The organism is Algoriphagus resistens, assembly GCF_001442615.1.
Lineage (GTDB): Bacteria > Bacteroidota > Bacteroidia > Cytophagales > Cyclobacteriaceae > Algoriphagus > Algoriphagus resistens.
On sequence record NZ_LMXN01000002.1, the window covers coordinates 456,321 to 479,793 of the forward strand.

Below are 23,473 nucleotides of genomic sequence, written 5' to 3' on the forward strand. Positions count from 1 at the left end.
GATTGGCACAGGTCTGGAGATTTAAGCCAGATGAATTTTTGCCATTTTTAACTACTTTTGCCTTGCTAATCCACCCAATATAACTTTAAAATCCACCGAAGAATGCGCGATATTAAACTAGTAGAAGTACGTTCAGAAATAGCTGCAGGCACCCGGGGAGCCAGTATGGGAGTAGATGCGCTGAAGATTGCCAGCTTAGATAAGAAATCGGACTTCTTCACTCAGTTTGACCCGATCAATGTACCCGATGCAAATAGTTACCTCTGGAAAGGAAATAACTTTCCGCATGCAAAATACATTGATGGGGTTTATCAGGTATTGCAAAATGTCTATTCTACCATTGAATCGCTGAGAATGGAAAAGAAATTCCCAATCGTTTTGGCAGGGGATCATAGTACCGCTGCGGGAACTATCATGGGAATCAAAGCAGCCGATCCAGACAAGCGACTAGGAGTGATCTGGATTGATGCCCATGCTGATTTGCACACGCCTTTCACTACCCCTTCGGGAAATATGCATGGTATGCCACTTGCAATGGTTGCCCAGCTAGATAATATCGATTGCCAGGTCAATGAACCGTCTGAGGACACCTTAGCTATCTGGAAAAAGATAAAGACCATCGGTGGTGACTTCCCGAAGATCGTCCCAGGTGATATAGTTTTCATCACTGTTCGGGACACAGAATCGCCAGAGGATCATTTGATAAAAAATTACGGAATCAAAAACTTCAGTACCCAGGAAGTTCGCTCAAGGGGAATAGAACAAATCGCCGCTGAAACCTTAGAAGTGCTTAAGGATTGCGATCAAATCTATATTTCATTCGATGTGGACAGCTTGGATAGCTCAATTTCCGTAGGTACGGGCACCCCTGTTCCCGATGGATTGACTGTGCAGGAGGCAATAGAATTAAATGTCAAACTTATCCAGGACAAACGTGTCTGCTGCTGGGAAATCGTGGAAGTTAACCCGACACTTGATTCCGAGAATGTAATGGCCGAAAATGCTTTCGAAATCCTTGAAGCAACTGTAAAAAGCCTGGTGGATAATTTTTAATGATATTTATCGGGCCCGCGGTAGAAAAAAAAGCGCTCATAATGGATGATATAAATTAAGATGTGGGTTGCTTTATTGAGATTATTAGTGGAAAGAAAATTAGTTTTGGAATTAAAATCGGTGGAAACATTGAATTGTACTCACGTTTTCCAGGGTCTTAACTATGTAAAACCTGGAAACTTCAACTTGGGTCTGCTCAGAAACTTTGATGTTTCCCTCCTTAACTATGGAATATAAAGGATTGCCCATACATACCCCAAAGTTTAAATAGAATAACATACAATAAATCAAGTGCGGCCTCTGCATTACCTTTTGTGCCCACAGCGGTTAGAAAAATATGACTATACAAGAATCAATACTCAGCGGCATTCAGCTTGCCTTCCAGAATATCTTCAACCATGATCTGCCGATGGAGCAGATCAGCCTTGCTCCTACACGGAAAGAGTTTGAAGGAACCTATACATTTGTTGTATTCCCTTACCTGAAGGTATCCAGGGCGACCCCGGAAGCTACAGCTAGTCTGATCGGTGAGTATCTCAAAGAAAATGTAGCTGAAGTAGCTAATTTCAATGTGGTCAAAGGTTTTCTAAACCTGGAACTCAACAACCTGATCTGGGTGGACATATTCCAAAAGCTTTTCGCCAACGAAAACCTGGGCCAGCTCCCTGCCAACGGTCAGAAAGTAATGGTGGAATATTCCTCCCCAAACACCAACAAACCACTTCATTTAGGTCATTTAAGAAACAACTTTTTGGGTTTTTCCGTCGCTAACATCCTGGAAGCAAATGGCTACGAAGTGATCAAAGCAAATCTTGTCAATGACCGGGGAATCCACATCTGTAAATCCATGGTGGCATACCAGCACTTTGGAAATGGAGAAACTCCGGAATCTTCCGGATTGAAGGGAGATCACCTGGCAGGCAAATATTATGTAATTTTTGATCAGGAGTACAAAAAGCAAATCGCTGAGCTTAAAGAAAAAGGACAATCCGAGGACGAAGCTAAAAAGAATGCCCGTTTGCTGATTGAAGCCCAGGATATGCTTCGCAAATGGGAAGCAAATGATCAGGAAGTAGTCTCTTTGTGGAAGCAAATGAATACCTGGGTCTACGCAGGATTTGAAAAGACCTATCAGCGAATGGGTGTAAATTTTGATAAATATTACTACGAATCCGAAACCTATCTATTGGGAAAGGACATTGTCGCTGAAGGTCTGGACAAGGGAGTTTTCTTCAGGAAAGAAAATGGCTCAGTTTGGGTGGATTTGACAGATGAGGGACTGGATGAGAAGCTCGTTCTCCGTGGTGACGGTACCTCCGTGTACATCACTCAGGATATGGGAACTGCAGATTTGAAGTACACTGATTTTGGGATAAGTAAATCTGTATACGTAGTTGGAAATGAACAGGATTATCACTTCGATGTCTTGTTTAAGATCATGCGCAAATTAGGCAGACCTTATGGTGAAGGGCTATATCATTTATCCTATGGCATGGTAGATCTGCCTTCAGGCAAAATGAAATCCCGTGAGGGAACTGTTGTAGATGCGGATGACCTGATGCAAGAGATGATAGACACTGCTGCCCAGCATACGAAAGAACTTGGAAAAATCGATGGCTTTAATGAAAAACAGGCTACAGAGCTCTATGAAACACTTGGCATGGGGGCATTGAAATACTTTTTGTTGAAAGTAGACCCCAAAAAACGCATGCTTTTCAATCCTCAGGAATCAATCGAATTCCAGGGAAATACGGGGCCATTTATACAATATTCCCATGCAAGGATTGCTTCTATTCTGCGAAAAGCTGAGCAGATTGGAGTAGATTATAAGCAGGTAGATTTCTCTACGCTCTCTAAGATAGAGGAATCAGAATCCAGCCTAATTTACTTGCTCAATGAGTTTGAAAAGAGAATATCTCAAGCTGGGTTGGATTATTCCCCTGCTATTTTAGCACAATACCTTTTTGATTTGGCCAAAGAATACAATAGATTCTATGCGGATCTTCCTATATTTCTGGAAAATGATCAAACCGTTCTATCTTTCCGCGTAGCTCTTTCTGCCCATACTGCGAAAACGCTTAAAAAGGGAATGCAACTACTCGGAATTGCTGTACCTGAACGAATGTAAGTATGAAATCAAGCATGGCGAAAACGTCACACACCAGGATGATTATTCGCCATGCGAGATTCCATATGGCCCTTAAAAGACAAATTATAATCATATGAAAAATCTAGTATTTCTAGGCTGTCTTCTTTTGCTGGTCAGTGCCTATGCCATCAGCAAAACACATGCTTCCAAATCCAAGAATAAGCCTGAAACCACCATGGCAAAGTCATTCTATGAGTTTAAGATGAAAAACCTTGACGGAAAAGAAGTGGACTTCTCTTCTTTCAAAGGAAAAAAAATAATAGTTGTCAATGTAGCTTCCAAATGCGGTTACACGCCTCAGTATGAAGCGTTGCAAAAGTTATATTCTGAAAACAGAGACAAACTTATCATTTTAGGGTTTCCAGCAAATAACTTTGGTGGCCAAGAGCCTGGCTCAAATGACGATATCAAGTCCTTTTGCTCTGAAAATTATGGGGTAACATTTCCGATGTTTGAGAAAGTATCAGTGAAAGGTTTTGACAAGCATCCGATCTATAGATGGCTTTCAGATGCCGAATTGAACGGATGGAACAATGAAGAACCTAGCTGGAACTTCTGCAAATATATTTTAGATGAAAAAGGCGAATTGATCAAATTTTTCCCTTCCAAAGTAGATCCTTTGGATCAGGAAATCATTGACATAATCAACGCTTAATCAGAAGCATTCCGACTGGGTGAAACGAGCTATTCAAACAAAAAAGGAAGCCTGGCTGCATGCAGTCAGGCTTCGTACATTACCCTTGGCACTGGCAAGCATTTTTGCAGGGTCTTTTTTAGCAGCATACAAGCAGGTTTTCCGATGGGAAATCTTACTGCTTGCATCGCTTACGACCGTCTTTCTACAAATCCTATCCAACCTCTCCAATGACTATGGAGATACCATTCATGGGGCAGACCACCAGGATCGCCAAGGTCCGGTGAGAGCTGTACAATCCGGGTTGATTTCTTTGCCAGAAATGAAGAAAGCAATGTATCTATTTGGTGCTTTAGCCTTGATTTCAGGCTTACTCTTATTATTTCTGGCAGTTCAGGATTGGGTACTTTTCGGGATATTCTTAGGATTGGGATTGGCAGCTATCTGGGCTTCTATTACTTATACTTCTGGTAATAATCCATACGGATATGTAGGATTTGGAGATATTTCCGTGTTTATCTTCTTTGGTCTATTAGGTGTATATGGTACATTCTTCCTTCACAGTCTGACCTGGAATGACTCCATCATTTGGATTGGGATAGCACTTGGCCTTTTCAGCGCAGCGGTCCTGAACATCAATAATATTCGGGATATAGAATCAGATAAAACAGCAGGTAAGCAATCCATTCCTGTGAGAATCGGCAAGAAAGCGGCAATATTTTATAACTGGTTCTTGATCTTGGGGGGTAATTATTGTCTGGTAATTTTCGCATTTATTACCGATGAATGGACTGCTTTACTAGCACTTGCTATTTTCCCGCTAATGATCAAGATTGGAATCAACGTCCAACGGGGCAAGGATTCCCAAGCTATAGATCCAAATTTAAAAAAGATGGCAATCGGCACCTTGGTATGGGTGATTTTATTTGGAGTTGGTTTGGTTTTTTTAGGAAAAAGCTGATAAAAGTCCTTTTCTAATCTTCAAATTTGAGGTAATTTGGCATAAAACAATAATCTCCGGTTATGACTAAAATACTTGTCCCTTATGATTTCTCAGAGCAGGCTCAAAATGCACTGGATTTCTCAACTGCCCTCGCCAGTGGTTTCGGCAATTTCGAGATATCACTCTTAAATGTCATAGAAGTTCCTTCTACTACCGGCATGGGTACAATGGGTGGCGGGGAGGTTATACCTGAAATGGAGAACCAGGTTTTCTTCATCGAACTGATGGATCGCCGCAAGGAGCAATTCAAAGAAATGGAACAGCGGTATGCCGGGAAAAATTATGGATTCAATACTAAAATAGTCTTGGGAAATGCCTTCCGAAGTATTGCCTCTGCCATTTCAAAGGAAGATCCTGATTTGGTGGTAATGGGATCTAAAGGTACCAGTGGGCTTGAAGAGGTTTTGATTGGAAGTAATACCGAAAAAGTAGTACGCACGGCCCATTGCCCCGTGGTCACGGTAAAGTCACAAGCTGATCCAACTGCAATCAGGAAAATTGTGTTCGCCAGTGATTTCCGTGAAGACCAAGATCAGTTGGCCGATCAGCTGAAAGCCCTTCAAAAACTATTTGATGCGGATCTGTATCTGGTAATAATCAATACTCCCGGAAGCTTTGAAACCACCCGGGAGTCTGCAGTTAGAATTAAAAGATTTGCCAATAAATATGCTATCGACCATGCTGTGGCAGAGATTTATAATTCCTATTCTGAAGAAGCTGGAATTGTAGAGTTTGCAGAAGATATTGATGCTGATCTGATCGCAATGGCCACTCATGGCAGAACGGGGCTGGCCCACTTGTTTACAGGAAGCATTGCCGAAAATGTCGTAAACCATGCAAAACGCCCTGTATGGACTTTTAAGACTAAATAATTCATCTAATACATAGCAATACCTACTCCTTGGGGTAGGTATTTTCATGAGATATGGCAAAGAAAAATAACGATTGGAAAAAGCGGGATGGTATGGTATACTCCACCAGCGATGATTTTGAATTCCAGAGTGGAAATGATGAAGCAGAAGAAACCCTGGCCGCCAATCGACAAAACCTTAAAGTACTGCTGGACAAAAAAGCCCGTGCAGGCAAGAAAGTAACCCTTATTGAAGGGTTCATCGGAAGCGATGATGATCTTAAAGAATTGGGAAAAATGCTGAAAAATAAATGTGGAGTCGGGGGATCTGCCAAGGATGGAGAAATACTTATCCAAGGTGATCATCGAGACAAGGTGGTCCAGGTGCTATTGGCGGCAGGATATAAAGCAAAGAAGTCTGGAGGATAAGACCAAAGGTTCTTTACCTAGAGAGCTAACTGATATTTTTTTTAGAGAAGTTTAGTGCACGACACCTTACTACTTTCTGCCGCCCTCGGGCTGAGAATTATCTCCAATCCTCTGGGGAATGTATTCCAAAAACAATTGACCCTTCAGGGAACACATCCATTGTGTGTTAACTTCCTTGCCTACCTCCTACTTGCGGCTGTATGTTTTTTGTCTTTAAGCTTTGTAGCAGTCAGTGAATTAAACAATGATTTTTGGCTTTATTCTGTCCTTGGCGGAATCTTCGGCGCGTTGGGAAATGGACTATTGATTAAAGCTCTCCATAAAGGGAATCTTTCCATTTTAGGCCCCATTAATTCCTATAAGTCAATTATAGGCTTGTTTTTCGGTATGCTTCTCCTGGGTGAAATCCCTAATCTGTGGGGAGTTTTAGGAATAGTGATTATAATTTACGGAAGCTATCTGGTGCTGGATACCACAGAAGAGCGCTTCACACCGGCTCTACTTCGAAACAAGGAAATCCAGTTTCGCATCGGTGCAATGGTTCTTACAGCTATAGAAGCAGTATTTGTAAAGAAAGTCATCCTTTCTTCCTCTCCTGCCCTAGCCTTTATTTCTTGGTGTTTTTTCGGTGCATTGTTTTCATTTATCCTCGTACTAGCTTTTCGGGTAAGCTTAAAACATCAAGTTGCGAATTTTAATAGAAGCACTTTCGGTAAGCTTTTTCTTTTGATTAGTTGCATCGGTACCATGCAACTTTCTACCAACTTTGTACTTAATCGCATGGATGTAGGCTATGCGCTTTCGCTTTTTCAACTCTCCATACTTGTGAGTGTACTATTTGGCTATAGAATTTTCCAAGAAAAAGACATTGGAAAAAAAATCATCGGATCGGCAATTATGCTTGTGGGATCAGCCGTACTTATCCTTTTCAATTAACCCCAAAGGGAACCTAAACTTAGCTCGACATCTCAATCCCTATTCAATACTGAATCGGATCAAAAAAGAGTGTCGCTATCAAAAATGAAATCACTGATATAACAAATCCGAACATAAAAATATTATAGCTCTTTCTGAGCATTCGATACTTCTCTGAAAGCACTTTACCCAGGTAATAAACATCCGTAATCATGCTGTCATATAGGTAGTTCCCATCCTCCATCAACGCATGCATTCCTCCCTTATAAGCTGAAAGTGACATTTGATGAAAATTTCCGAAGTAAAGGAGATTCCCTTGTTTCTTGTCAATATCCTCTTTAGTCACCACCCCGGTGGACACCTTGGGTCTGGTAGCCAAAATAGCAAAAACCATCGCCGTAAGGCAGGTAGCTACCAGCAGAAATGTAGGAATCATATAATTGGGATACTCCTCCAGCTTACGGACTAAGACTGTCACTACTATGGATAAAATTATTGAATTCACAGAAATCATGATATTGGCTTTGTTGTCCGCCAAAGCGGAAAGCTGTAAATGGTTTGTAGAAGTAACACGGAACATCGTCTCTACACCCCGTTCTGACTTCTTTTTGTCCTTTTTATTTTTCTTTCCCTGCGAACTGCTTTCCTTCTCTTCTAGCGATTCTTCGATTTTCATTTCAATAAGTTTCAAGTTTTTCTCTTTGCCGGGCTGAAGAAATTTCCTTGCATACTCAGTATGGTAACGGTGCGACAACATAAATACCTGACTACTTCTCAACCAATCACTAAGCGGAACTTTCCCATACCCTAAATTTTCCTTTTCTTTTTTCAATAAGAGCGTTTGCTCATAAAACTGATCCGAACTCAAATGGTACAAATCAGCATCACAAATTATTTCTTCCAGCAGGTTTTTGGGATTCTGTGGAATTCTGGTAGCCAGAATAAGGGATTTTATCCGATCCACACGTTCCTTGCTAATCCCCACTTGGATCAAGCAATCCTCGGCCATCTCGGCTCCGCGGATTTCATGTCCCTCGCCCTCCCCCTCCCAGTATCCTATATCATGCATCCATCCTGCAAAAAATAAGTCATCCTTTTCTTCTTTCCCTAACTTGTAGTAATCACCTATCTCGTTGACTTTCTCCACGATCTGCAAGGTATGATCTAGGTTGTGATAGCAAATTTCCGACTTTTGCCGATTTTCAAACATTTTCCTGATCCGGGATTCAAATTTTACTAATTGTTTATCCACTGCTATTCACTTATTTTGAGTAATACTAAATTCAAGTTAATTGGTTCAGATTGAATAATGATGCATTACTATCAGATATTAATTATCCTTCTATTATTAACAGGTCAATGTGGCACAACTGGGCCGGAGAAGATAAGTAGACCTTTCCCCGATGGGTACAATCTGGAAAATTTTCAAAAGATCATACTTCAGGATGATATGGAAGAAGTTTCCGGATTAGAATGGGTTGAAGAAAACAAGCTTTGGGCAATTGAAGATGAGTCATCTATACTCTATAATCTTGATCCTGAAACAGGCAAAATCCTTAAAAAGAAGAAATTTGCCAAGAACAAAGATATTGAAGATTTGTTGGTAACAGACAAGGTTGCCTGGGTTCTACAAAGCAATGGCACACTCTACGAAGTCACTTCCCCGCTCAGCAAAAATCCAAAAACTACCGAACATCATTTCCCAGTCAAAAAAAAGAGGGATATTGAGGCAATAGTTGCTTCCAAAACAGAACCTTATCTATATATTATTTGTAAAGCTTGTAAATGGGACGTAGGTCCTGAACAAGCTTCTATTTTTAAGTTTGACCTGACTACCAAAAGCTATGATTCTATTCCATTCACTGCATTGAAAAGAGAAGACATGCAACCGTTGCTAAAGACCAAAAGGGCAGAACCATTAAAAATACAGCCCTCTGCGGCGGCATGGCATCCGATAGAGAATCTAATTTATATTCTTTCTTCCAGTGGTAAATGGCTATGCATTACTGATACGGATTTCACCCCGAAAAAAGTATACAGACTTGACCCCCGACTTTTCAAACAACCTGAAGGGATTACATTTGATCAAAAAGGCAATATGTATATATCAAATGAAGCCCAGGACGGCAATGCCAACATTCTTAAATTTTCTTATAATCATCCATGAAGAAATTTATTCTGCTTCTGGTTTTTAGCATGCAGTCATCAATTCTATGGGCTCAACAGGAAGCTTCTCTGAAATTCCGGATCTACTTGATCGGGGATGCTGGAGAAATAGAAAATGGACATCATCCTGTGGTCGAAGACGTAAGTGATAAGCTTCAATCTGATGAAAGCATACCTTCACATATCATTTTCCTAGGTGATAATATTTATCCTAAAGGAATGCCTGACCCAGAAGACAATGACAGGGCGGAAGCCGAATGGATATTGAAAACCCAGCTAGATCTATCTCAGTACCTAAGTGGTAAAATCTGGATGGTGCCCGGAAACCACGATTGGGCGCGAGGAAGGTCCCAAGGCTGGAATGCGGTATTGCAAGCAGAAGAATATGTACAGGAAAACTATCCTGAAGACAAAGTCCTGTGGATTCCAAGTGGTGGCTGTCCAGGCCCAAGTGTATTCGAATTGGACGCAGAGACGATTCTTGTCACTTTGGACAGCCAGTGGTGGCTGCAACTAAAAGATAAACCAGGAGAAGATTCAGATTGTGATTACAAATCAGAGGAAGAGATCTTGGCAGCCCTAGGCTATATTCTTGAAGAAAATCAGGATAAAACCATCCTTGTGGCAATGCATCATCCGCTCCGATCTTACGGTCCTCACAATGGTGCCTATAGCTGGAAAGACCATATCTTTCCCCTGACAGCTGTCTCGCCCAACCTATATATCCCATTGCCGGTGATAGGCTCCATCTACCCCTTGTACAGAAGTTGGTTTGGCGATATTCAAGATCTTCGTCACCCAAAATATGAGGCAATGATCAGTGCATTGGATAGGATTTTTGATAACCATCCCAATGTGATAAATGTCGCGGGACACGAACATGGCCTGGCATATACGCGTGAGGACAATTTACATTATGTAATCAGCGGAGCCGGAGCAAAAAACACATATATCAAAAAGAACAATTCTGCAGATTTTACTTATCCTTTACAAGGATATGCCGTGTTGGACTTCTATGATAACCATGAAGTTCTAATTACTTACTTTGACCCAATGAAGGAGGAACCGCTGTATGAGGCACAATTGGTGAAACCTTTTGCAGATAATGTGTCGGAATTGGAGATGTTCAATCGTACTATTCCCAAGGAAGTTACCCGACCGGTTTCAACCCAATATCTACATGGTCAAGGGTATTATAGATTCTTGGGGAAAAACTATAGGGAAACATGGGCCACTCCTGCCACTTTCAAGGCAATTGACCTAACTACGGCAAATACTGGATTGTCCATCATCAAGAAAGGAGGCGGTTTGCAAACCCATTCCTTAAGATTGGGCAACAAAGAAGGTAAGGAATATGTGATGCGCTCTGTAAACAAATATCCTGAGAACGCCCTTTCCCCTGAACTTCGTCAGACCATCGCCAAGCAGGTAATACAAGATCAAATATCTTCCTCACACCCTTACGCTGCGCTGGCGGTAGCCAGGCTGGCTGATGAAGTGGGGATAGTTCATACCAATCCCAAGATCGTGTACTTACCCGATGACCCGCTACTTGGAATTTACAGAAAGGACTTTGGAGATGAGTTATACCTTTTTGAAGAGCGGGAAATAGCAGGAAAAGACGCTCCCGAAAATGTAGAGTTTTTCAGCACGGACAAAATGCTCAAAAAAATCCATGGTGACAACGATCATCAGGTAAAGCAAAAAGAAGTCCTGAAAGCCAGAATATTTGATTTTTGGATAGCGGACTGGGACCGACATGATGATCAGTGGAGATGGATCGGGGAGAAAGGAAAAAAAGGATGGGAGTTCACTCCTATGCCCAGGGACAGAGATCAGGCATTTTTCGTGAACCAGGGGATTTTCCCGAAAATAGCCAGTCGCAAATGGGCAGATCCTAGATTTCAGGGATTTGATTATGCCCCTCCCCGCTTTGTATCTGGATTCATGTTTAACGCTAGGTATTTTGATCGCAGCTTCCTCAACGAACTAGACAGGAAAGATTGGGAACAAGCATTGGACAAAATCATACCAAAAATGACAGAGCAAGCGATTTCCGATGCTTTTGTGGACTGGCCAGACACCATAGCTTCGAAAGATGCTCCCGGGATTCAGGCAAAGCTCCGCCAACGAAAAACATGGCTAAAGGAAGAAATGCTCAAGCATTACGCATTCCTTTCTAAGAATGTGGATGTCGTCGGCTCCAATAAAAACGAAGAATTTGACATAACCTACCGCGAAGATGGTAGGATAAAGGTAGAGGTGAGAAAAATCGATAAGTCTGGGGATTTGGAACAGAAACTTTACGACAGAACTTTCCTTCCTGACGAGACCGAGGAAATCAGGCTCTATGGATTAAAAGGCAACGATACTTTTTATTTCGAAGGAGAAGGCCCAGGTAAAATCAAAGTAAGGGTAATTCCCGGTACAGGGGAAAAACTGGTTGACGACCAAGGCATCACATCAAAAAAGAATACACTCATCTACCAAAACCGTGAAGAAAAGTTACCCATGGATCTGGGTAAAAGTGTAAAAATCAATTATGCTCCTTCCCTCTCTTATTTAACTTACGACCGGAAGGAATTCAAGTATGATAAGCTGATGCCCTTGGCCTCTGTAGCAATTAACAAAGACGATGGCCTATTCTTGGGAGCTGGAGTCCTCTGGGAAAAACATGGTTTTAAAAAAGAACCTTTTGCTGTACGCCAGTCCATAGTAGGCAATTACGCCATTATGTCAAATGCTTTCAACATTGAATACAATGGTCATGCTGTGGATTTATTGGGGAATCTTGATCTGGTGTGGAAGGCAGATGTAAGAGCTCCGGATTATGCTTATAATTTTTTCGGTATCGGAAATGAAACAGAATATAAGAACGAGGTTTATGAGATAGATTATTACAGAGCACGATTTAGCTGGTATGAGCTATCCGGCGGAGTACAGTCCAAGCTAGGAGAAAGCGGCAGTTTTACTGTAGGACCGCACTACCAGGTATATCGTTTTGATCCGGATGACAACGAGGAAAAGTTTATCACATCTACCGAAAGTGGGCTAGATCAGGCAAACTTGGATAAAGCAAAATTTTACAGTGGTTTGTCTACCAAAATGGTTTTTGACCGAAGAGACCATAAAGAATTACCTACCAGGGGATTATACTTCGAAGGGCAGGCAAAAAGAATGTGGGGGCTAAATGATTATTCCCAAAATTTCACTAGGGTCGATGGAGAACTCGCCTTGTACTGGTCATTCCGCTACCCATCTAGGTTAGTTTGGGCTACCAGATTCGGTGCCGGCAAAAACTGGGGAGGTTTTGAATTCTTCCAGGGACAGACACTTGGCGGGCTGGATAATCTCCGCGGATATAGAAGATATCGCTTCAATGGGGATGCAGTGGTTTACAACAATACAGAAGTCCGAATCCGGATGTTCAATCTGAAAACCTATATACTTCCAGCTACCGTAGGGATATTGGCTTACAATGATGTAGGGCGTGTTTGGATCCAAAATGAAAAATCCGATGAATGGCACAATTCTTTTGGCGCAGGGATTTGGCTGGCACCCTTAAATCAGGTTGTGGCAACGCTCTCGTTAGGTTTCAATGAGGAAGAGTTCCTACCCTTCTTTACCTTCGGATATCAGTTTTGATGAACGGCCAATTGCAGGAGAGTTTTTTGGAGCAATGGCTACCCGAATAGCTTTTAACCCGTGAACGCCCTGCATCTCTTCCAATTCAAGCTCCTCGATTTGATCTTGCAGCTTTCCTTTGTTCTGTAGATAATTTATAAAGTCCCTGTACTCTCTGGCTTCCCGCTGTTGAGAATAGACTATGGCAATTTTACCGGGCTGAACCAATCGCTCATGGGTTCCCACCACAAGGGCTTTGTCTATACGTTTTTTCATGATCTCATAACGGATATTATAGGCACCTTCCACATCAAACTTTCGCTCATCCAAGCGAAAACTGATTGAAATAGGCGTGCTATGGACTAGAATAAGCTGAGTCACTTCAAGCGCATTTTCCAATTCAGGCTTTTTATCCTCAATAAGATGGAATACTTCGATCAAACTCTGTAGTTGCCAAAGTCTTAAGTTTTTCAGATATATGAGATCAAACTTCCGGTCCTTCACCAAAGACTGGCCTATGTAAATATTATATTCTATGCCATCAGTTTTAAATTTTTCAAAGTAGTGTGGAAAAATCTGCTGGATTTTCTGCTCTTCCGAATCCATAAAGGACGCTACAGTCTGATTGATTAACTGAAGGCTTTTTTCGAAGGCTTTTCTATGCCTGCTCTCTACCTGAAGCTGCCGATCCAAACTATCAAAATAAGCCTGTACCTCTCCTTTTAAATCCCCATAAGTTTCACTTAGATGGATAAAAGTGGGTTCTAGCTCGTGTTGAAAAAATTCAGTAATCCTAACTTCTTCCTCACTGAGCAAAATCAAATTGATCCGGCGCTTATATTCTTCAATTTGATCGATAAGACTGTCGAGTAACGGCAGGTAATGCAAAGAACCGGCAAGAGTCAAAATAGCTTTTCCTTTATCCAACTGGATAACGAAATCATCATGTATCGCCTTATTTCTCTCAATGGATGAGTTTTTGATATCTATTGCAGCATACAGGGGATATACATCCTGAAACAGAATAGGTTTGATTTCAGGACTCTTTCCCTCCTCTTCATTAAGGACATAATCCAAAGCAATTTCATCGAATTTCCATTCTACCACAGGGTGTATTGCGGTGAAATTTTTTCGTATAATAGCCTTAATCCTGTAATCCAGGTTTTCCGCTTGCCTGTTCAATGCCAATGAAAGAGAGGGGGCCAAGTGATCTAGAGTATGAACCATCATTGGATCAAAAGTTCCTTTTTCGAAAGAACATATCTCCAGCACTCCAACCAGGTTGCCATTATGCCGCAATGGGTACAGAATTACTTCTTGCAGTCCCATTTCGACCATACGGTTTACCAGCGTCAAATCATCTATTGTATCTTGGATATCTTTTAAAAAAACCGGAGTTTTCACCTGAGAGAGAAAATCCATAATCGCATGGTAAGGCTCATCACTACCGGGTGTCAACAATTGGCGAATCAAATAGCTATAGGCCAACCGACTCTCTGACATAATTATTCTGCCTGAAATATTTTGCAGAACCGCCAACCCAACTTTTAGACCACCTAAACCCAAAAGACTTTTGACCGAATCCTCTACAATCTCCATGAACTCTTCTGAACTCACCTGGTCTTGCTTAAGAACGGCTTCATTCAACGTTGCCACACTTTGGGCCACAGTTAAATCAACCGCTTCCATTATAATAAAACCATGAAATTCGAAAAGCTCCAAAGGAAGCATTTTCTGAAGGCGATCCAGATCAAACTGGCATATATCATTTCTCTCACATAATTCGGACGAATTGGGAATCTCAGGCAAAGTATCTTTTGCTATTACCCGTACAAATTCCGCATTAATTTGGATCTGGTAGTGCTTATTTACTCCGTCTGCTCCCCTGAATTTAAATATCATCGGAGGAAATTGATTTATTTTCACTCCGTAGAACTGATGTAAAATCATGCTATACACATGGACCAATTTGTCAAATGACACACGCTCAAGGTTAAGGTCTTCGGGCATGTTTATTCCTCCTTCTTTGTTTAAAAATTGTGCCCTGAAGGCAGGAGTGGCATAAACAGGATTATATTCAAACGGTTTAGACAAGGCCATAATCTTCTTATCCTCATGGCCTAATAGCGGAAACAAGGAACTGAGAATCATACCAAAACCCAATCTGTTTTGATCGGTATCCAAAATTTCACGATCAATATTGGATTCCAGCAACTGTGGGTATTTCTTTATTCGATCTAGGTAATCATGATATAGACAAGTGCTCGGATGGTCATTGTCTGCAAGGGCTTCCCATCTTTCTATCAAAAGTTTAAAGTCAAGAAAAGAGCTCTTAAAATCCAGCTTAAATTTGTCAAGTGTATCCATTTTCAAATTATCAAGTAATTGAAAATACCTTATTTCTGACAGATAAGTTCAATATCGCAAGAAAATGCACAAGTTAGGACTGTGAGGAAGGTAATGTTTAAGGATAATTACAGCTACGCCAACTACATCTCCTTAATTTCAGCATAATTAAAGGAGCAAATTTTACTATATGCTAATTGGCCATGTACCCTAAAACCCACTACATATCCTGTATTTACTGGAGGTTGCTTAAGCAGTTTCGGCCGATATCCTATTTATCCATCAGTTTTTTACCTAAGTCTAATTTCTCTCTCAGGATGACTTAAATTACTTACTTACCTCTTCCGGACGCAACGCCTCCTCAAGATTCCTTACATCGACACTCACTTTCATCTCCTGCTCACTTCCACTATATACAATACCTTTGAGTGGAGTCACATCAGCAAAATCCCTTCCCACTGCTACTCTGATGTGCTGATCATTCACCAATAGATTATTCGTAGCATCAAATTCTACCCAATCGTGCCCGGGAATATATAACGCAATCCACGCATGGGAAGCATCTGCACCAATCATCTTGGGTTTGCCTGGAGGAGGCAAAGTCTCCAAATATCCACTTACATACCGAGCAGCCAATCCGATCACACGTAAGCAGGCAAGGGAAAAATGTGCAAAATCCTGACACACTCCCTTTCTGTGTTTAAATACTTTTTCTAGTGGAGTACTGATATCTGAGAAGCCAGGCGTAAACGCGAAGTCACGAAATATTCGGGTATTCAGATCCAACATCGCTTCCATAATAGGCCTTTCAGGTGTAAAGGACTTCAATGCATACTGACCTACCCCTTCCACAAATTGAACATGGCTCGATTCCAGGTAGTACTGCCTGACATCCGCAGAAGTTTCAGTAGTATGAAGTACATCGACTACTGCCTCCCACGGCATAGTCTCAGCCGGGTCTATTTCCATCCAGGACGGAGAAGAGAGGGATACCAAGCTTTTGGAGGTTACATTAAGATTCTTATGTGATCTTTCCACAGAAAAGTACAGGTACTTGTTTCCAAAAAAGTCAACCCGTTCTATTTCTGAACTTGGCTTTGGGCTTATTTCACAGCTGTATTCTTCCACATGCTGAAATGGAAGGTTAGCAGGAATCTGAAACATCAGATTGTGGCAAAGGGTCGCCGGGAATTCGTAGATGTAATCTGTAATATGTGTGACTTTATAGTTCATATGAATATAATTTGTCTTTTAAAGGTCATATGGAATCTCGCACGATGCATAATCATCCCACTGTGTGTCTCGCTCCCGTCATGGGTATTTCATCTGATTATAATTGTTTTAAAATGGTCAGATGGAATCTCACATGCATTATAATCATCCCGGTGTGTACTTTTAAGTCATGTTCGATTTCATATTTCAGGCATTAGGGAGGATTGGATCATACTATATCTGGAATCAGTATGACTGAAATATTTCTCGTAGATCGAATCAGAAGTTTCATGCAAAAGCCTAATTATTTGATCCAGAATAGATTTTAATTCATCAAATTCATGGGTCAGTTCATCAGGCATGGATATAATGCCCATATCACATAGCCTGATTTTTGTGATTGCTTCCAGTAATTTCTTTCGTTCTGGACTGAAAAGCTCCTTTTCCTCCTGATTTGGAAGTGTTTTTAAATGATTGTCTATTTCCAACAGTTGGAATATCAGAGACCGTGGGTTGTCTTCATGCAAAATCAGCAGACTTAACACACCGTGCATTTCCAGATTGGATCGGTATCGATAGCGGTAAGTGACCAAGCTTTCATTGCATCGTAAGGTATCTTCCATTAATTCCTTATTGGATTCAATGTCAAAAGACTTGCTGAGCATTCCTTTTAAAATCAGACAGTTATTGGCCGCAGACTCTATAAACCTACCAATATTCAATAAATGCCAGGTAGATTCACGGGTCATATTATCTATATTGAGTCCGTAAAAAGCCATTAATTTCACCACCATATTATCCAGGCTTTGATACGCCTGCATAAGAGAAGCATCTGACTTGCGCATGCGGGAAAGCTCTTCCGAAATACTGTCCAAAATCCTCCATGTATCCAAACTTAGCCTGTCCCGGACTGAATAGGCGTTTGTAAGAAAGGACTGGATTGAATACGCCAAACTGCCTGTTTTATTCAGATCATGAACCAATGCAAGCAATTCTGGCTCTGGATTTTTCAGATTCTTTTTCTCAGTAAATCCAGGTAATGCCCCAGTCATGACGGTAAGCGTCTGCAACAAGGTGCTAAGCACAGGATTCTCCTGAATATGAATATCTTCGTCAGCTTCGTTATACGAAAGCAGGGTCATCCGCATCAAGCGTACGGCATAGGCAGATCTTTCAAGATACCTTCCTAACCAAAACAAACGCTCTCCTGTACGGCTAGGCAAAACATTCCGCATCAATGGCTGGGTTTTCATAGCCTTCACAGCGGGAACCGTGACTTCTTTTCCCTTTCCGAGTACCCAGGTATCCTTGCTGATTCCGCCTGTCTGGTTCGATACCAAAAAGGCTCCCTTCTCCGGAGAACTTCTGGACAATCCACCAGGCATTACTTTGTAGCTTTTATTTTCCGAATCGGCCACTACATAGCTTCTGAATACAGCATTTCTGGCTTCCAACTTATTATTGATCCATGATGGTGTGGTTGAGAATTCTACCATTTCTTGTCCCACGTACATATATGGGCTTCGGCGAATTTCCCGCTTAAGAGCTTCCAGCTCAGCTTTGGACAGGGCACCTCCAAAAACAGATTTCTTTTGGGTTCCCCGATAAATATTCCGGATCACCAGCGTGTCTATTTTTTCAAATACATATTTCATTTCCTCCGGCTGACCACACCACCAAGTGGCTACAGAAGGCAAAATCAAATCTTCACCCAGCAAGCGGTTGCATACTTCGGGCAAAAAAGCCATTAAACCTGGATTCTCCAACACCCTGCATCCCAACGGGTTAATCACCAATACCTTCCGCTGCCTTACGGCTTCCATCAATCCCACCACACCTAGATGCGAATCATTTTTATACTCCAAAGGATCACAAAAGACATCATCCACACGACGGATTATGACATCCACCTTTTCCAACCCCTTAATGGTTTTCAGCCACACATAGCCATCGCTCACCGTAAGGTCTTCACCAAAAGCCAGTGTAAATCCCATAAACGAGGAAATGTAAGCATGCTCAAAAAATGTCTCATTTGTGGGACCTGGAGAAAGTAATACTACCCTAGGATTTTCCTTATTATTTGTGGTAAGGTTGCTTAATGTGTTTTTAAAGGTCTGATAATAAGAAGTGATTTTCCGGGCATGATTTTCACGGATCAACTCAGGAAAAACACGGGTCATAGCTGCCCTGTTTTCGAACGTATAACCGGCACCAGAAGGAGCATCGGTACGATCATGAAGCACCCACATTTTACCATTTGGTCCACGGGCCAAGTCGGAAGAATACTGAATGAGCTGCTGATCTCCATCCAATTTGATATGATGGGCCTGCCTGAGAAATCCACCGTGATTATAGATCAATTCGAAAGGAATGTGTCCTTCCTTAATCAACATCTGATCACCGTATAAATCACTGAGAACTAGATTCAACAACTCAGTACGCTGAAGGAGCCCTTTCTCAATCCCCTCCCACTCCTCTCTGCTGAATACCATGGGAACAGGATCCAAGACCCAAGGCCTGTTCATGCCATTGGGATCACCATAGACATTGTAAGTCACTCCGTTTTCACGCAGCTGGCGGCCCACCTCCTCATGAAATTGTCCCATTCGATCTGGACCGATTTGGTCATAATATTTTGCCAATCGTTCCCAATGGGGATATATTTTACCTTGGTCGGTTGCCATTTCATCCAGAAACGGCGCATTATTGAACATTTTGTCAATAAGATAAGACTCAATCATGCCTCAAAATTGAACTAATAACTCTGAAATTATAAACAATTAGCGCTTTTTATATCTTCTAAGGTCCATAGTATATGGAAATTCAGGATTAATAATTTCAGGAGAGTCATCATAAGTGGTTTCCACATTCATTTTGGTAATATACCTGCCTGATTTCTGCTCATCTTTTAAAGTTTTCGGCGGCACGGAGACCGGATTTATTGTATGACCAAAGTCAAAAAAACGTGAAATCCTCCGGGACTCTGCTTCATTACTGTTTATAGGGAAATTATCGTAACTTCTTCCCCCGGGGTGAACCACGTGATATTGGCATGCTGCTACCGACTTCTTAGTCCAGGTATCATATAAATCTATAACCAAAGGCGTATCAATACCGATGGTCGGATGCAATGCTGAATAAGGCTGCCAAGCACGATATCGTACGCCTGCTACATACTCCCCTTGGATTCCAGTATTTTTCAACGGAATTCTATATCCGTTGCAAAGCAAATGGTATCGTGAATCTGTCAACCCTGAGATTTTCACTTGTAATCTTTCCAGAGAGGAATCTACATAACGGGCTGTCCCTGTGCTGGACATCTCTTCGCCGAGTACATGCCAGGGCTCAATAGCCATTTTCATATCAATATGAATATCATCCACTTGAAGCTCTCCAATGAAAGGAAAACGGAAAGAGAAGAACGGATCGAACCAGGCAATGTCAAAATTGTATCCAGCCCTTTTGAGGTCATTTACAACTTCTTTCATATCCTTCTCACAATAATGTGGTAGTAGAAACTTATCATGCAACGATGTGCCCCAGCGTACAAGCTTATGATCATAAGGCTCTTTCCAAAACCAGCTCATCAATCCTCTGATCAAGAGCAACTGCACCATACTCATTCTATAATGGGGAGGCATGTCAAATCCTCGGAATTCCAATATCCCCAACCTACCACTGCTAGAATCCGGAGAATAAAGTTTATCGATACAAAACTCTGCCCGGTGTGTGTTGCCTGTAATATCCACGAGCAGGTTCCTGAAAATTCTATCCACCATCCAGTACGGTATTTCATTTTCCTTTCCTGCTGGAACCTGCTGGAATGCCAGCTCCAATTCATACAGCATATCGTCCCTGCCTTCATCCACTCTAGGCGCCTGACTGGTTGGGCCAATAAATTGAGTAGAGAAAAGGTAGGATAATGAAGGATGATGTTGCCAATAGGTAATGAAACTTCTCAACACATCCGGTCTTCTCAGGAGCGGACTGTTCTCAGGCGAGGAGCCGCCAAGGGTGATGTGATTTCCGCCACCTGTTCCTGTATGTTTTCCGTCTACATTAAATTTTTCACTGATGAGCCGGGATTCACGTGCTTTTTCATAAAGTATCCCATAGTTAGTAGTGATTTCCTTCCAGCTTTTTGAAGGCTGGATGTTCACCTCAATTACTCCCGGATCAGGGGTGATCATCATCTTTTCTATACGTTTATCCGAAGGTGGATCATACCCTTCTATCAAAATCGGCATTTGTAGCTTCTCTGCCGTACGTTCTACCGCACTGACCAAATCAAGGTAGTTCCCAATAAGATTGAGCGGAGGAAAAAACACAAACAACTTTCCTTCCCGTACTTCCACTACCAGAGAAGTCTTGAAAATTCGCATGGAATTCTTGGGTGCGACTTTAAACTCTGTTGATTTAATCTCTGCATCGGGTAATGCAGGAACTTCAGCAAACAGATCGGTTTCTGGCTTAATCGGCTCCTTGTCAGGAGGAGTAAACTCAATTGAGTCCAGCGGTAATCTTAAGCCTGCAGGAGAATTACCCGGTACGAGGAACAAATCTTTGCGTCTGAATCTCCAGCGACAGCTTTGCCATACATTATCTTCCAAATCCCACTCTAAGGGTATTGAAAATGCCACTGGTTTATCCAGGCCCTCGTTGAGCAATTCTGCCAACTTCTGCCGCTCAAGAGGCGATTTTAAATCATATGCATAGGGATCTATATTTACAGGGACTTTTCCCTCCTGCCAAATAAAATAGAACGGATCTTCATATAAGGGTGTCAAATTGGATTTGTCAAGATTGAGCTGTGAAACCAGTTCAGCCATAAACTGTTCGGCATTCTTAATACCCATACCATAATCCTTTGACAGATCAGCCATCAGGGCATCATTATGCCACATCGGCTTTCCGTCTTTTCTCCAGAAACAGGCAAGTTTCCAGCGGGGCAGAGGTTCTCCGGGATACCACTTTCCTTGCCCATATTGCATCAGGGCTCCGGTTCCGAATTCTCCTTTAAGTTTGTGAAAAAGTGTATTGGAGAGATTTCGCTTATGTTCTCCATCAGCCGTTGAGTTCCACTCGGGAGCATCTTGATTATCGACTGAAACAAAAGTTGGTTCCCCTCCCATCGTAAGCCGTACATCATTGGCAACCAAATCCTCATCCACAGTATCTCCTACAGCGAGAATTTGCTCCCACTGCTCCTGAGAATAAGGTTTGGTTACCCGCGGTGTCTCTTCAATTCTCGTAACTTCATTTTTGAAGAAGAACTCAGTCTCTGCAGGCTCAGCCATCCCCGAAATCGGTGCAGCATCCTGAGGGTTCGGTGTACAGGCTAGCGGTATATGCCCTTCTCCTGCGAACAGTCCAGAGGTTGAATCCAAGCCTATCCATCCAGCCCCGGGTACATAAACCTCTGTCCAGGCATGCAGATCTGTAAAATCAACTTCAGGTCCGGAAGGTCCGTCCAGGGACTTTTCATCTGCAGTCAACTGAACCAGGTAACCGGAAGCAAAACGTGATGCAAGACCTATATGACGAAGAACCTGAACCAGGAGCCATGCGAAGTCCCGGCAAGAACCTGATCCAATAGTCAGTGTTTCGTGGCAGGATTGCACTCCAGGCTCCATACGAACATTGTACTTGAGTTTCTGATTGATCATAGCATTGATCGCTACCAGATAATCCACTGTAATAATGTCTTGGGTAATCAGCCCTTTGGCTTTCTCCACCAACTTCATCAGCAAAGGATCTTTTTCCCGGATCTCCAGATATGGGCCAAGCTGTACTTTTAGGCTTTCTTCATAATCAAAGGGGAATTTCGAAGCATACTCATCTACAAAAAAATCGAAGGGGTTGATTACGACCATATCGGCTATCACTTCCACATCAATCTCAAAAAACTTCACTTTCCCGGGAAAAACTACCCGTGCCAAGTAATTACCGAAAGGATCTTGCTGCCAATTGATAAAGTGATTTTCCGGTTTGATGTTCAAAGAATACCCCTTGATATAGGTCCTTGAATGCGGTGCCGGGCGCAATCGGATCACTTGAGGACTCAGGCTAATGTGGTGATCGTACTCATACTTGGTGTAGTGCCGAATAGCAACTTTAATGGACATAGGCTTGGTGAAAAACTCTGGTTCAAAACGGATCAAATCATTCGTCTTAAAAAATGATTTGGGTTATCTGGGTTGCCGGTATTACATGTAATTTAAAGTAAGAAATGCGACATAACAGCATATGGCAAAATAAAAATCATTTTAAGCCAAAATTATAGTTGCATTATGTTAAAGCAGTTTACGGGCAAATTTCAGAAATGCATCAAAATCTGTTTCGGTAATTAAACATTTCTATTTAGTTTCAATGGATGGAAAAAAACAGAAAGAAAATCCTTGTGATAGATATCGGCGGCTCAAATGTGAAAATTTTGGCAACAGGAGTTTCGGAGCGGATTAAGATCCCGTCCGGGGCCAACTTTAAACCGGAGGAAATGGTGGAACTCGTAAAAGAAAATGCTTCCCAATGGGAATACGATATGATCACAATCGGTTTTCCGGGTGTGGTAAAGGAAAACAAAATAGTCTCTGAGCCTATCAACCTGGGAGAAGGCTGGAATTCCTTTGATTACCAGGCCGCCTTCAATTGTCCCATTAAAATAATAAATGATGCTGCCATGCAGGCTCTTGGAAGCTACGAAGGCAAAAAGCTGCTGTTTCTTGGCTTGGGTACCGGATTAGGCACGGCAATAGTTCACCATAATACCATCATCCCCATTGAAGGAGGACATCTCCCCTTTAAGAAAAAAACATTTGAAGAGTATGTGGGCAAAGAATACCTGACCAAAAGCGGTTCAAAGAGATGGGAGAAAAACGTGCTGAAAACAGTGGAAATATTCCGCGCGGCATTTCAACCGGAAGATATTTTACTCGGAGGTGGAAATTCAAAACTGCTTAACACTATTCCCGAAGGATGTCGATTGGGAACAAACGAAAACGCTTTCAAAGGAGGATTTAAATTTTGGGAAGAGGATTTCAAACTCTAATGTCTTTTTAGTCAGTAGCATTATATTTTTTTGTATTTTTCTAA

At 41.9% G+C, this 23,473-nt stretch carries 16 protein-coding genes; 11 read left to right on the top strand and 5 right to left on the bottom strand.

Annotation, left to right across the window (positions count from 1 at the left end; genetic code table 11):
* Positions 1–102 precede the first annotated feature (102 nt).
* From AS141_RS05235 to AS141_RS05265, 8 genes are all read left to right on the top strand, one after another.
* Positions 103–1,053, top strand: coding sequence for an arginase (locus AS141_RS05235; RefSeq protein WP_057936568.1), 951 nt, complete (start codon positions 103–105; stop codon positions 1,051–1,053).
* Between the two features lie 60 nt (positions 1,054–1,113).
* Complete coding sequence (locus AS141_RS27355; RefSeq protein ID WP_082632186.1) at positions 1,114–1,290, top strand: GxxExxY protein; 177 nt, start codon at positions 1,114–1,116, stop codon at positions 1,288–1,290.
* 100 nt (positions 1,291–1,390) lie between these two features.
* On the top strand, positions 1,391–3,181 hold the full coding sequence (gene argS, locus AS141_RS05240; protein WP_057936569.1) for an arginine--tRNA ligase: 1,791 nt from the start codon (positions 1,391–1,393) through the stop codon (positions 3,179–3,181).
* A 94-nt stretch (positions 3,182–3,275) separates the two neighbouring features.
* Positions 3,276–3,857: a glutathione peroxidase gene (locus AS141_RS05245; protein ID WP_057936570.1), complete on the top strand. Its 582-nt coding sequence runs from the start codon at positions 3,276–3,278 to the stop codon at positions 3,855–3,857.
* A gap of 19 nt (positions 3,858–3,876) precedes the next feature.
* Entirely contained in the window at positions 3,877–4,797 is a 921-nt protein-coding gene (locus AS141_RS05250) for a 1,4-dihydroxy-2-naphthoate polyprenyltransferase (RefSeq protein WP_057936571.1), read from the top strand.
* 62 nt (positions 4,798–4,859) lie between these two features.
* Positions 4,860–5,711, top strand: a complete 852-nt coding sequence (locus AS141_RS05255; protein ID WP_057936572.1) for a universal stress protein — start codon at positions 4,860–4,862, stop codon at positions 5,709–5,711.
* A gap of 53 nt (positions 5,712–5,764) precedes the next feature.
* Positions 5,765–6,118 carry a translation initiation factor gene (locus tag AS141_RS05260; protein ID WP_057936573.1) on the top strand — a complete coding sequence of 118 codons (354 nt, stop codon included), beginning with the start codon at positions 5,765–5,767 and terminating at the stop codon, positions 6,116–6,118.
* Between the two features lie 54 nt (positions 6,119–6,172).
* Entirely contained in the window at positions 6,173–7,054 is an 882-nt protein-coding gene (locus tag AS141_RS05265) for an EamA family transporter (RefSeq protein WP_057936574.1), read from the top strand.
* Positions 7,055–7,097: 43 nt separating this feature from the next.
* On the opposite strand, the gene AS141_RS05270 is transcribed toward AS141_RS05265, so the two are convergent.
* Positions 7,098–8,285: a Pycsar system effector family protein gene (locus AS141_RS05270; protein ID WP_057936575.1), complete on the bottom strand. Its 1,188-nt coding sequence runs from the start codon at positions 8,283–8,285 to the stop codon at positions 7,098–7,100.
* A 198-nt stretch (positions 8,286–8,483) separates the two neighbouring features.
* Between AS141_RS05270 and AS141_RS05275 the strand changes: the two genes are divergently transcribed.
* Together AS141_RS05275 and AS141_RS05280 are read left to right on the top strand one after the other, a co-directional pair.
* On the top strand, positions 8,484–9,200 hold the full coding sequence (locus AS141_RS05275) for an SdiA-regulated domain-containing protein (RefSeq protein WP_157243393.1): 717 nt from the start codon (positions 8,484–8,486) through the stop codon (positions 9,198–9,200).
* Positions 9,197–12,844: a BamA/TamA family outer membrane protein gene (locus tag AS141_RS05280; protein WP_057936577.1), complete on the top strand. Its 3,648-nt coding sequence runs from the start codon at positions 9,197–9,199 to the stop codon at positions 12,842–12,844. Before AS141_RS05275 ends, AS141_RS05280 begins: the two co-directional genes overlap by 4 nt.
* Here AS141_RS05280 and AS141_RS05285 read toward each other — a convergent pair.
* The 4 genes from AS141_RS05285 to AS141_RS05300 form a co-directional block, all read right to left on the bottom strand.
* Positions 12,812–15,190: a GAF domain-containing protein gene (locus tag AS141_RS05285; protein ID WP_057936578.1), complete on the bottom strand. Its 2,379-nt coding sequence runs from the start codon at positions 15,188–15,190 to the stop codon at positions 12,812–12,814. The two genes, AS141_RS05280 and AS141_RS05285, sit on opposite strands and share 33 nt — an antisense overlap.
* 306 nt (positions 15,191–15,496) lie before the next feature.
* Positions 15,497–16,402 carry a transglutaminase family protein gene (locus tag AS141_RS05290; RefSeq protein WP_057936579.1) on the bottom strand — a complete coding sequence of 302 codons (906 nt, stop codon included), beginning with the start codon at positions 16,400–16,402 and terminating at the stop codon, positions 15,497–15,499.
* 179 nt (positions 16,403–16,581) lie between these two features.
* Positions 16,582–19,122, bottom strand: a complete 2,541-nt coding sequence (locus AS141_RS05295; RefSeq protein WP_057936580.1) for a circularly permuted type 2 ATP-grasp protein — start codon at positions 19,120–19,122, stop codon at positions 16,582–16,584.
* A gap of 39 nt (positions 19,123–19,161) precedes the next feature.
* Positions 19,162–22,506 (bottom strand): transglutaminase family protein, encoded by a 3,345-nt coding sequence (locus AS141_RS05300; protein ID WP_057936581.1) that lies wholly within the window; start codon positions 22,504–22,506, stop codon positions 19,162–19,164.
* Positions 22,507–22,754: 248 nt separating this feature from the next.
* On the opposite strand from AS141_RS05300, the gene AS141_RS05305 reads away from it, so the two are divergent.
* On the top strand, positions 22,755–23,429 hold the full coding sequence (locus AS141_RS05305) for an ROK family protein (RefSeq protein ID WP_057936582.1): 675 nt from the start codon (positions 22,755–22,757) through the stop codon (positions 23,427–23,429).
* Positions 23,430–23,473: the final 44 nt, after the last annotated feature.

Excerpts from the sequence above, each read along its gene's own strand:
- AS141_RS05235 (WP_057936568.1), top strand. The coding sequence starts at position 103 with ATGCGCGATATTAAACTAGTAGAAGTACGTTCAGAAATAGCTGCAGGC.
- AS141_RS27355 (WP_082632186.1), top strand. The coding sequence starts at position 1,114 with ATGTGGGTTGCTTTATTGAGATTATTAGTGGAAAGAAAATTAGTTTTG.
- argS (WP_057936569.1), top strand. The coding sequence starts at position 1,391 with ATGACTATACAAGAATCAATACTCAGCGGCATTCAGCTTGCCTTCCAG.
- AS141_RS05245 (WP_057936570.1), top strand. The coding sequence starts at position 3,276 with ATGAAAAATCTAGTATTTCTAGGCTGTCTTCTTTTGCTGGTCAGTGCC.
- AS141_RS05255 (WP_057936572.1), top strand. The coding sequence starts at position 4,860 with ATGACTAAAATACTTGTCCCTTATGATTTCTCAGAGCAGGCTCAAAAT.
- AS141_RS05260 (WP_057936573.1), top strand. The coding sequence starts at position 5,765 with ATGGCAAAGAAAAATAACGATTGGAAAAAGCGGGATGGTATGGTATAC.
- AS141_RS05275 (WP_157243393.1), top strand. The coding sequence starts at position 8,484 with ATGGAAGAAGTTTCCGGATTAGAATGGGTTGAAGAAAACAAGCTTTGG.
- AS141_RS05280 (WP_057936577.1), top strand. The coding sequence starts at position 9,197 with ATGAAGAAATTTATTCTGCTTCTGGTTTTTAGCATGCAGTCATCAATT.
- AS141_RS05285 (WP_057936578.1), bottom strand. The coding sequence starts at position 15,190 with ATGGATACACTTGACAAATTTAAGCTGGATTTTAAGAGCTCTTTTCTT.
- AS141_RS05290 (WP_057936579.1), bottom strand. The coding sequence starts at position 16,402 with ATGAACTATAAAGTCACACATATTACAGATTACATCTACGAATTCCCG.
- AS141_RS05295 (WP_057936580.1), bottom strand. The coding sequence starts at position 19,122 with ATGATTGAGTCTTATCTTATTGACAAAATGTTCAATAATGCGCCGTTT.
- AS141_RS05300 (WP_057936581.1), bottom strand. The coding sequence starts at position 22,506 with ATGTCCATTAAAGTTGCTATTCGGCACTACACCAAGTATGAGTACGAT.
- AS141_RS05305 (WP_057936582.1), top strand. The coding sequence starts at position 22,755 with ATGGAAAAAAACAGAAAGAAAATCCTTGTGATAGATATCGGCGGCTCA.